We start from the raw sequence: 10156 nt of genomic DNA on the forward strand, positions 1-10156 counted from the left end.
CAGCACGGCCTTGACGCCAACCGGCTTGCGCCCACCCTGCGTAGGGAACCAGCGCCTTGGCGTCGATCAGCAGCCACTAGGAATACGGTTTTTCAGCAAATTAACTACAGGAATGATTTTGCCTGAGCTCAATAATGCTGGATATCGGATATGTCTGAATTCCGCCAGCCGGCATCCATTAAAAATCTCTGGCAACAATAAATCGTCCGCTATCTGCAGCAATAACTAAATGAAGTCATTGCCCTGCTCCCGCAATTCGAACAGCTCGCTGTCGGTGCGCAGGCCCAGCTTGCTCATCGCCGATTGCTTCTGGTTGCTGATGGTCTTGCGGCTCTTGGAAAATTTCTGCGCAATCTCGATGACTGACATGCCATCCAGGCAGCATCGGATCACCTCGCGCTCGCGTGGCGACAAGGAGCGATTTTTTTCCTTCGCTTCCAGCACCGCAGTGGCATCGATGGCGCGTTCGTCCGGAGCCACGGGCAATCCAGGCTCTTCAGGAAGATCTTCCTCGACACCTCGCGCGTAAGTGCCGCCGGCGGCAATGACGCGGATGGCCTCAATCATGGCTGAAAGCGGTTCCGTCTTGGCGACAAATCCCTTGGCACCGGCGCGCATCATGAGCTCTACCGTGGCTGGATTATTGTGCGAAGAAGCGACCAGTATCTTGCTCAAAGGGTATTTGATCTTCAGCACCTGCAGCAGATTGATGCCGTCGATTTCGGTCGGCCCGAGCGAGTAATCGACCACCAGCACCTCCGCCGGCGTGACGCGCAAACCGCCGATCATTTCGCGGCCGGTGGCGTATATGCCAACCACCTGGAGATCCGGCTCCTTGGAAAATCTGTTGCTGAGCCCGTGCCGGACGATGGCGTGATCGTCCAGCAAGGCGAGGCGAATCGGATTTTCGGCGGTTCTGAGCATGATGTTTTCTATCTAGCTTATTGAATAGCCATGACCCGCGCCGCCCCCATGCACATGGATGGATAACATTCATCGGCCGGCGCCGCGCAGGGGCTAATATAAACAACATCTCCCTATATAAAACTATACTTCAATTGACTGTTGAGAAATGATTTTTAATGTTAATTAAAACAAGAGAAAATAAATTAACAATAAAATCACTAAAAATAAATGATCTGCACCACGACTACCGCCTCAAACGGGCCTATTTTCGGATCGCCCAGGGGCACCATGGTGGCGCTGAAAGGCACATCTATATGGCTGACGTCGGCGGCAAAATTAGCCAGCGGGAATGGTTCGTTTACCGGTAACAGATTGCCGCTGCCGTCTTTGATCTGGATGCCAAACTGGCTGTCGCTGGCCGGCAGGATCGTATTCTGACCGCTCTGGTTGGCGGTGTTGAAATAGGCGCCGACGCTGATCGGGCTATTGCACTGCTTATCCAGCGCAAGGCTGAACGGTTTAGTCGGCGCCGCTGGGGAAAAACCGGCGTTGGTCTTTTGCACCGAGCCAAAGTCAATGATCCCCGGCTCCGGCGTGACGGTCACATCCACCGTACAAGGCGTACCGACAATGTTCTGCAAACCGCTGAGCTGATAACGGAAATTGCCGAACGGATTACTCGGTCCGCCATTCAAGCCATAGGCGCCGTCGAACTGAAAGACGTCGTAGGTATCTTGCGGTGGACGCTGGAACGGCAGCAAGCCGCGCTTGCGGATCACCACCTGGAACGTGATGACCGGCTGCACCAGCGAACAAGCCAGCATGTCCTGATTGTTGGCCGCATCCGGGCATCCAGGGGAAGTAAATCCGCTAAATACGCCCGCGCGCGGCACCGAGCTCCAATCGCCATCCCAGGCGTAGCTGCCTTTGTATAGCAGACCGAATTCTATGCCCCATCCCTGGGTATTCAGATTTGCCGGATTGCCATAAAAATAAATGGGATCGTCCTCGGCAAAATGCTGGTCACGTACTTTCCAGCATTTGGCAGGAATTGAATGCGTCTTTGAATACCAAATGATGGTGCCGTCTGGAACAGAATCCGGTACAGATACCGGACCTATCGATTCCGTCAGGTAGCTGCCGTCCGTCAAGGAACTGCATTGCAAGGCCAAGGCCGACTGTGCAAAAAGACAGGTGCAGCACAACAGCCCCAGCTGCAACAAGCGATGCAAGGTGCTCATGGCTGCACGCCGCTGCAGGCATTCGCAGCGCAGTTGAATTCGGAATCGGTCTGGCCGCCGAAATCATTCATGTGCGAGACATACAGCTTGCCGGCAGCAAGCGCATTCAGCGGCACCTCAACCTTGCTCATCGGGCTGATCATCACGGTTTCCATCGGCACCTTGCTCTTTTCCACTCCCGCCATGAAGCCGACTACGGTGATGTGGAACGGCGTAGGATTATCAATCGTCATTTTTTTTGCCAGCGGATCGTATTGCAGATTCAGACGCAAGCCGACGTCTTCGCCGCGTTTCGGCTGTATTCCCTTGGGTCGGTAAAAAAATTTGAGTTTGGATTGCAAGGCGATCTGCATCGCATTCACCGCTTCACTCTTCGGCGGAATTTCACGGATGTTAAGGTAGAACACCGATTCGCGGTCTTGCGCCAACGCGTCTCCTGGCAATTTGACAATCCGCAGGACGTTGCTGTCGTTCGCCTCGATCCGCAGCAAAGGCGGCAGCACCATGAAGGGAGAAGAAATCTTGACGCTCTTCTCATCTTCAATCCAGGACTGCACCACGAACGGCAGTTTCGGATTCTTGTTGCTGACCGTCACGCTCACCGACGGCTCGCCCTCGTGATAGATGACGCGGGTGCGATCCGGTACGATCGCCGCATTCGCCAGAATCGGCACGCCCAGGACCAGGAGCGTCAGAAGACGAGCGCCGATACGGATGAAAGGACGGGTATTTCGCAAGATTTCTGCATTGGTACTCATATTGGTTTTCCTGGATTTCATTTCAACGATTTGTAGTTTCATTTTCATCGGACCGGCAAGCGAGCGGAGATGCCGTTCCAGTCAAAGCCTGGTCCTCCGGCAAGGCGGCCAGCGCGCAGCTTTGATCGTCTCCCCAGCGCGCTACCAGCTTTGCATCTGCCTTGACGCCAGTCAGATAGGTGATGCCGTGTTCGCCGACAATGCCGACTTCCTTGTTGCTGTTACTATCCTGAACCGAGGCGCCGAAGGGCACGTCCTTGCCGCCGGCTTGCGTCAGGATGAGGTAGGCGTTGCGCCCCCGCTCCACCGAAAAATTGACATAGCCGATGGCGCCGTCGGTCAAGGCCAGGTGGCGCACTGGATTGCCCACATCCGTGTTAAGCGGCAGCTTGTTCATGTTGATGCGCGCATCGTAAGCCTGGAACGCAGGCAAGCTATCAATCACGGCGTAGCCGGCGTTGTTCGAATGCACTTGGCCTGAGAATGCTACGTCGGGTACGCCGTCAGTCGACACCAGCAGGCGCGTGTCGCCGTTGGAGCCGTTACCGTGCGGCGTCACGCCGAATTTGGTGACGACCACTGAACCGTCGATTTCAGCCGATGCAGCGCTGTAGTTATTGGCATCCGCGGAAACGGAGAGATTCGCGCGATAGAAGGCAGTCTTCTGACCGACATAGGCGCTCAGCGAAGGATTGCTGCCAGCTACGCCGCCGTATAGTTGATAGTTAGCGCCGTCGCCGTTATCCCCGCTGTAGCCGACCGTAGTCGAGCTGCCGCCGTAACTGGTGCTTTGTACGCTGGTCGACAGCATCGACATCGTCCCCAGCGGGATGGTCAGGCCAGCGTAGATCTGCGAGTTCCTGCCGGTGTAGTCTTTACTCTGATACGCAGAAAAATTCAGGCTGACGTTCCTGAGTGAACCGATCGACACCGTGCGTGCCAGCGACACGCCGAAGCGGTCTGTCGGCGCCACATCCCAATAGGTCGAATGATCGTAGGACAAATTGGTCGACACGCCGGCGAACCGTTTTGCCAAAGTCACCGAATAGCGCTGCTTGCCGGCGTTCAGCGAATAGGACGACTGGTCGCCGGAAAACTGCGAAAAATTGGTAAAGCTGCGGTCGGAAAAACGATAGCCGAAAAAACGCAGATCGGTATCGATCCTGTCGAAATGCTTGGAATAGTTCAGCCGGTAGGAATTGCCTGAAGTCGCCTGCCCGTTCCACCATAGCCTGGCGCGTGAAGTGGTCACGTCAGCGGACAATGCGCCGAAGGCGCCGAAGTCTTTCCCGGTGCCGCCTGCCAACGCGGTATAGCCAGATGCTGCAATCATGCCGCCATAGATGGTCCAGTCAAACGGCAAGCCATAGGCAATTTCAGCAGCGGTGAAAACCGGTGTAATGCCGCGGGCACCGAACAGGCGCGGCTGGCCGGCAGTGATCTTGTAGCGCAATTCGCCCTGGCGCGACAGGAACGGCACTGCCGCGGTGGCGACGGTGAATTTCTGCTCGCTGCCGTCTTCTTCCTGCACCGTCACATCCAGCGTGCCTTGCACGCTGCTGTTGAGATCCTGGATGCTGAAGGCGCCCGGGTTGACCTTGGTGGAATACAGCACACGGCCCTGCTGAGCCACGGTGACCGTGGCATTGGTGCGCGCCACGCCATTGATCAGCGGTGCATAGCCGCGCAGATTGGGCGGCAGCATGCGGTCGTCGCTGCTCAGCGTCGCGCCGCGCAAGGCGAAGGTATCGAATACGTCGGAATTCAGATAGTTGTCGCCGATCGCAAGGTCGGAACGGAGTGCCGGCAGCGCGCGATAGGCGTACAGCCGATTCAACTGGAACGGCTTGTTGTCCGAGCCAAAATCTTTGTCGCCGGAACTGTTTTGCGCCTGGTAATCGGCGCGCAAGCGCCACGAGCCCCAATTGCCGCCTGCAGTGCCATAGCTGCTCAGCGTGTTGACCTGATTGCTGCTGCCATACAGGTTTGAGCGGCGTGTATTGGCAATCACCCGATAATCCAGCAGCAGGCCGTCGACGCCGTCGCTCCAGCCAGCCGGCGGTATGTAATTCGGATCGTCATATTCAAACGACGCCTGCGGAATACTGATCGCCAGGCGACCGGTTTTCTTGATGTACTTGATGCTGACGCTGTCGATGGCGTCCAGGCGCACACAGGCGCCGTCGCCGGTACGCGGCAGTTCGGAGAAAACCTTGGGCTTCAAGCCGAACATGGCGACCAGCTGCGGTGGCAGGCAGGGGTAGCTGTCTTGTCCGTTGTCATCCGGCTTGAACTCTATCGACTGCTGCGCATAAAATTGGCGGTTGACAGCGACATCCAGCAGATATTTTCCTGGCGTCGTGTAATTCGCGCGGGCGAACTGCTCCAGATTGACGTCAGAGTTGCCGTCGATGTTCAGGAACGTCGCATTGAACTCGATCGCCCTGGCTTGATCGCTTGCAAGCAGCGCTGCTACAAATAGGAACTTGCGATATGACACAACTAATACCCTTCGGAAATGATTGCAGCGCTCGATAAAAAAGGGGGCTTACGCCCCCTTTTTGGGTCAAGATCCGACTGATCGGCGATTAGTTGTAGGCAACGGTGAAGTTGGCGACGGAATCCGCTTCGCCAGTGGTCACGGATGCGGCCGTCGCTTCATACATCGCGGCGAAAGTCACGGTGTTGTTGCCGTTTTGCAGGGAGACCGGAGCAACTTGCTCGGTGCCGTTATCGAGAAACTCGCCGGCGCTAGCCTGCAGGCGGATGCCGACATTCTGTGCCAGGCCGGTGGTGGCGAATAAGCCCGGAACAACCGGATCTTGCGTGCCGGTGAAGGTGAAGCGCGCATTCTTTTGCGTCGAGGTGTCGCAGTCTGTCAGGATGATGTCGAACTTGGTAGGGTCGGAACGGTCGCCCACGGCCTTGAAGCGGTTCGACGGCACCTGGCCGAGAGAAACAGTCTGGTCCAGCGAGCTAGGATCGATGCCGCAAGCGCCAGAAACGATTTCGCCGACAAAACGGATGGTGCCTGGATTGCCGGTCGCTGGCGCTGCGTGAGCGATGGAAGAAAACAGAGCGATGACAGCGGTAGCAGCAACTAATTTTTTCATGATAATAAGATTCCACTCGATTAAAAATAACTTCAGAAAGCAGTCCGGACAAATGGACCACGACACCGAATGACTTCTGTTCATGCTCATCTTTGAGCAATAACGTCAGAAAAGTCTGACATTCGGCGAAGACGAAGTATCTTTCTTGAGCGGATCTATCAAAATAGGATTTGTCTCAAAAATTTTTGGTCATTTGTTAAATTATGTGTAATCCGAGACGAATGTCTGATCCTTACCCGGAACCCCACATGTCGATGGGCGCATTTGTCTGCCGGACAAGCCTTTGCCGGATTCAGAACAGGAGGTGTGTATGAAAACGAAAGCGCAAGAACTTCAACAAATTATCGAATCTGCGGACAGTGCGATCAATCAGGAGGATTTCAACGTCGTAGAGGAGTGACTTATTCTATCGACGCGGATACAGGAGAAATAGAAGACGCTTCCCGGGAAGCGTTGAACGGGATGGCGCCGGCCGGTTTCGGTGCGGCGCGGTCTATGGATGGCGATTTCAACGCCCAGGCTACGCTTGAAAGGCACAGGATCATTCCGGTCCACTCGATCAGCCCTGGGTGGTAATGCTCGAGTTGAATCGATAGCAGCACCGAAATGACTGGCGTGACGACACCGATATACACCGCTTTTTGCGCGCCAATGCGGTCGATCAGCGTGAAGTAGGCAGCAAACGCAATCACGGATCCGAAAATGGCGAGATAAAACAAGCCCATCCAATAACGCGGCTTGGACGGCAGACGCCAAGGCTGGCCGCTCACCAAGACCCAGACCGCTACCAGCACGCAACCCCATAGCATGGCCCACGCCATCGTCAGCATCACGTTCGACGATTGCTGCCGTACTTTGATTACCAATGCATTACCGACCGAACTGGCAAGCGTGGCGGCCAGCGCCAGCGCGAAACCGATCAGGAAATGGCCGCTGCCCCCGCCCATGATTTCCTGCCACGCAGCAGCAATCGACTGAGAGAACAGCAAGGCCACGCCAAATATCGCCACAGCTGCCGCACACCAGACGCGCCAGGTCAGCCTGGTGCCGAAGGCAATGCGGCTGCAAATCGGCGTCCAGAACACCATCAGTGCGAACAACACGCTCACGAGTGCAGACACCAGATACTGTTCTGAGCTATATGTACACATATAACTTAGACCGAAGCTGGCAAAGCCTTGCAGCATCACCCACCGCTGGGCTTTCCAGGGCAGGCGCAAACGCCCCCCGCGCAGGTAGCACAACGCGAACAAGATGGCCGAAGCCAGGCCGAAGCGATACAAGACCGAGATAGCGGGCGCGACTTCGCCCAGCTGCAAAGTAATGGCCCAGAATGTGGAGCCCCAGATCAGGGAGGCGATGATGAAAAGAGCTGGGGAGGACATGGCAGGAGTTTATCGCGCCCCAACTGTGCTGACAACGTCGTTCATGCTGCAAAGGAAAATTTTGTGGCAGCTCACCCCATCATCGCGTCATCAGGATTAAGGGCGCCTGTGCATCCGCTCAGCGGCAACAATCAGGCGGATCGCGCCAGTTCGGCTCAATGGATGGGGGAAGCTTTCGAGCTTGACCTCGCGTCGCAACAAGCGAGCGCTCCAGAAATGGAAGCATCAAAAGACTTGGAGATGTTTTACAAGGAAGATGACAGAAATGAGCGAAATCGCCGCTCATGCTGATGAAATATCCCTGAACTGTTCCAGAGATTTTCAATACTGGCTTAACTTATTGATTTAAAACAGGAATTCTGGTGGGAAGTACAAGTTTCGAACTTGTGACCTATCGCGTGTGAGGCGATCGCTCTACCCCTGAGCTAACCTCCCGGAGAGGCCGCCATTATGACATAAACTTTCCGGAAAATAAAGCAGGCGCGGAGATAAAGCTGAGCGCCCTCTCCGCGCCTGTTGCGCCGGATTTACTGGCGCTTGGCTTCCAATACCCCTTTCACCTCGCGGATCACCGTCAGCGCCTTCTGCAGCTGGGCGGTAGAGGCGATTTCGGCGGTGAATGCCATGCGCGCATGGGCCTTGGCGCTTTGCGTGCTGACGCCGATGACGTTGATTTTTTCGCGCAGGAACACTTCCGAGATATCGCGCAGCAAGCCCTGGCGGTCGCTGGCCAGCACGAAGATGTCTACCGGATAAACGGTTTCCGCTTCCTGCGCCCCCCAGGTGGTCTGGATCACCCGCTCCGGCGCCTTGATGCGCATCTCGGCGAAGTTCTTGCAGTTTTCGCGATGGATCGATACGCCCTTCCCGCGCGTAATGAAGCCGACCACCGGATCGGGCGGCGCCGGTTTGCAGCACTTGGCCAACTGGGTCATCAAACCATCGGTGCCGACCACCAGCACGCCGGATTTACCACCATGCACCACACTGGAGGCACGACTCTTGCGGGTGATCGCCGCTTCTTCGAACTCGCTGCTGTTTTCCGGCGGCTTGATGCTGGGGTCGTCGTGCAGCGCCTGTTCGACGTGGCGCAGGCTGAACTCATCCTTGCCAAGCGCCAGCAGCAGATCTTCCAGCTTGGCGAACTCCAGCTTGCGCGCCAGCTCTTCCAGGTTGACCGCGGTCTTGCCTTCGCGCTGCAAGGTCTTGTCCAGCAGGCTGCGGCCGGTGGCCAGGGTTTCCTGCTGTTCGATGGCATTGAACCAGGCGCGCACCTTGGAACGGGTACGGGCGCTGGCGGCATAGCCCGGCGTCAGCCAGTCGCGCGAGGGGCCGGAGCCGCCGGGGGCATTCTTGGCGGTGATGATTTCCACCGTCTGGCCGTTTTTCAGCGGCGTGTTCAGCGGCACCATGCTACCGTCCACCCGCGCACCGCGGCAGCGATGGCCGACGTCGGTGTGCAGGTAGTAGGCGAAATCGATGGGCGTGGCGCCGCTCGGCAATTCAATCACGCGCGCTTGCGGCGTCAGGACGTAGATATGATCATTGAGGGTGGCTTGCTTGAGCTTTTCCAGCCATTCGCGACGGCTATCCTCGTGCTCCACCACGGCATCCACCACTTCGCTTTTCCAGGCCAGCAACTGGCGCAGCCAGGCGATTTTCTCGTCGTATTTCTGCGCCGAGAAATTGGAGCTGCCGGACTCCTTGTAGCGCCAGTGCGCCGCCACCCCGTATTCGGCGAAATGATGCATTTCGTTGGTGCGGATCTGCACTTCAAGGGCACGGTCGTCGTCGGCTAGCACCACCGTATGCAGCGACTGATAGCCGTTCTGCTTCGGCCGCGAGATGTAGTCGTCGAATTCTTTCGGGATCGGCACCCAGATGTTGTGGACGATGCCCAGCACCGTATAGCAAGTCTTGACGTCATCGACGATCACGCGGAAAGCGCGCACGTCGTACAGCTCGGAAAAATCCAGGTCCTTGCCTTGCATCTTGTTCCAGATGCTGAAGATGTGCTTGGGCCGCCCCGACACTTCGGCCTTGATATCGGCCGCCGCCAGCTCGCTGCGCAAGCGCGTGATAGCGGCATCGACAAAACCTTCGCGCTCGATGCGGCGCTCTTCCAGCATCTTGGCGATGCGCTTGTAGGTGACCGGATCGATGAAACGAAACGACAGGTCTTCCAGCTCCCACTTGAGCTGCCAGATGCCGAGCCGGTTGGCCAGCGGCGCATACAGGTCGAGCGTCTCGCGCGCGTACTGGCTGGTGCGCTCGTTTTCCATTTTTTGTTCGGAAAAATAGCGCAGCGCGGTAACGCGCGAAGCCAGGCGCACCAGCACCACCCGCATATCGGTGGCCATCGCCAGCAGCATCTTGCGCAGGGTTTCAACCTGGCTGGCGGCCTGTTGCGCGGCGTTCTTGCCGCGCATGACTTCCTGCGGCAAGCTGAAGGTAAAGCCGTGCAGCCGCATCAGCTGGCGGATGCCGCCGACCAGATCTGATATTTCCTTGCCGAAGCGTTGTTCGATGGTGTCGGCATAGCTGGCGTCCAGCAAGGGCAACTCGAACAGCAGGGCCGCGATGCGGGTTTCGACATCGGTATCGAGCAAGGCCAGGATGCTGGCCACGCCTTGCGAAAAGTCGAGCGTACTCTGGCCGGTAGTGATGACGTTGTCGGCGTACAGCGGCTCGACGAACGCCAGCGCGTCCAGCACGCGCGCGCTGTCCGCCTCACTCAGGCCGGCGGTGCACAG

At 57.0% G+C, this 10156-nt stretch carries 8 protein-coding genes and 1 tRNA gene; 1 reads left to right on the top strand and 8 read right to left on the bottom strand.

Translation table 11 applies throughout. The features are described from left to right. Positions 1-225: 225 nt before the first annotated feature. From VNZ65_RS24580 to VNZ65_RS24605, 6 genes are all read right to left on the bottom strand, one after another. Positions 226-924, bottom strand: coding sequence for a response regulator transcription factor (locus VNZ65_RS24580; protein WP_325673790.1), 699 nt, complete (start codon positions 922-924; stop codon positions 226-228). Positions 925-1124: 200 nt separating this feature from the next. Then, positions 1125-2147: a fimbrial protein gene (locus VNZ65_RS24585; protein WP_325673792.1), complete on the bottom strand. Its 1023-nt coding sequence runs from the start codon at positions 2145-2147 to the stop codon at positions 1125-1127. Beyond that, positions 2144-2905 carry a molecular chaperone gene (locus VNZ65_RS24590; protein WP_325673794.1) on the bottom strand — a complete coding sequence of 254 codons (762 nt, stop codon included), beginning with the start codon at positions 2903-2905 and terminating at the stop codon, positions 2144-2146. The genes VNZ65_RS24585 and VNZ65_RS24590 overlap by 4 nt, the downstream gene beginning before the upstream one ends. 22 nt (positions 2906-2927) lie before the next feature. Next, positions 2928-5405 (bottom strand): fimbria/pilus outer membrane usher protein, encoded by a 2478-nt coding sequence (locus VNZ65_RS24595; RefSeq protein ID WP_325673796.1) that lies wholly within the window; start codon positions 5403-5405, stop codon positions 2928-2930. Between the two features lie 88 nt (positions 5406-5493). Further along, positions 5494-6018, bottom strand: a complete 525-nt coding sequence (locus VNZ65_RS24600) for a fimbrial protein (protein ID WP_325673798.1) — start codon at positions 6016-6018, stop codon at positions 5494-5496. 401 nt (positions 6019-6419) lie between these two features. Then, a complete protein-coding gene (locus VNZ65_RS24605; protein WP_325673800.1) occupies positions 6420-7403 on the bottom strand; it encodes a DMT family transporter in 984 nt (327 codons plus the stop codon). Positions 7404-7466: 63 nt separating this feature from the next. Here VNZ65_RS24605 and VNZ65_RS24610 point away from each other — a divergent pair, with 63 nt between their 5' ends. Continuing rightward, positions 7467-7694: a hypothetical protein gene (locus tag VNZ65_RS24610; RefSeq protein WP_325673802.1), complete on the top strand. Its 228-nt coding sequence runs from the start codon at positions 7467-7469 to the stop codon at positions 7692-7694. Positions 7695-7763: 69 nt separating this feature from the next. Here VNZ65_RS24610 and VNZ65_RS24615 read toward each other — a convergent pair. Next, positions 7764-7838, bottom strand: a tRNA-Val gene (locus tag VNZ65_RS24615). Positions 7839-7930: 92 nt separating this feature from the next. Continuing rightward, on the bottom strand, positions 7931-10156 hold the full coding sequence (locus tag VNZ65_RS24620; protein ID WP_325673803.1) for a bifunctional (p)ppGpp synthetase/guanosine-3',5'-bis(diphosphate) 3'-pyrophosphohydrolase: 2226 nt from the start codon (positions 10154-10156) through the stop codon (positions 7931-7933).

The organism is Collimonas sp. (assembly GCF_035566555.1).
GTDB lineage: Bacteria > Pseudomonadota > Gammaproteobacteria > Burkholderiales > Burkholderiaceae_D > Collimonas.

What these genes read in the sequence shown, in the direction of transcription:
- VNZ65_RS24585 (WP_325673792.1), bottom strand. Translation starts at nt 2,147, where the DNA reads ATGAGCACCTTGCATCGCTTGTTGCAGCTGGGGCTGTTGTGCTGCACC.
- VNZ65_RS24605 (WP_325673800.1), bottom strand. Translation starts at nt 7,403, where the DNA reads ATGTCCTCCCCAGCTCTTTTCATCATCGCCTCCCTGATCTGGGGCTCC.
- VNZ65_RS24580 (WP_325673790.1), bottom strand. Translation starts at nt 924, where the DNA reads ATGCTCAGAACCGCCGAAAATCCGATTCGCCTCGCCTTGCTGGACGAT.
- VNZ65_RS24600 (WP_325673798.1), bottom strand. Translation starts at nt 6,018, where the DNA reads ATGAAAAAATTAGTTGCTGCTACCGCTGTCATCGCTCTGTTTTCTTCC.
- VNZ65_RS24590 (WP_325673794.1), bottom strand. Translation starts at nt 2,905, where the DNA reads ATGAGTACCAATGCAGAAATCTTGCGAAATACCCGTCCTTTCATCCGT.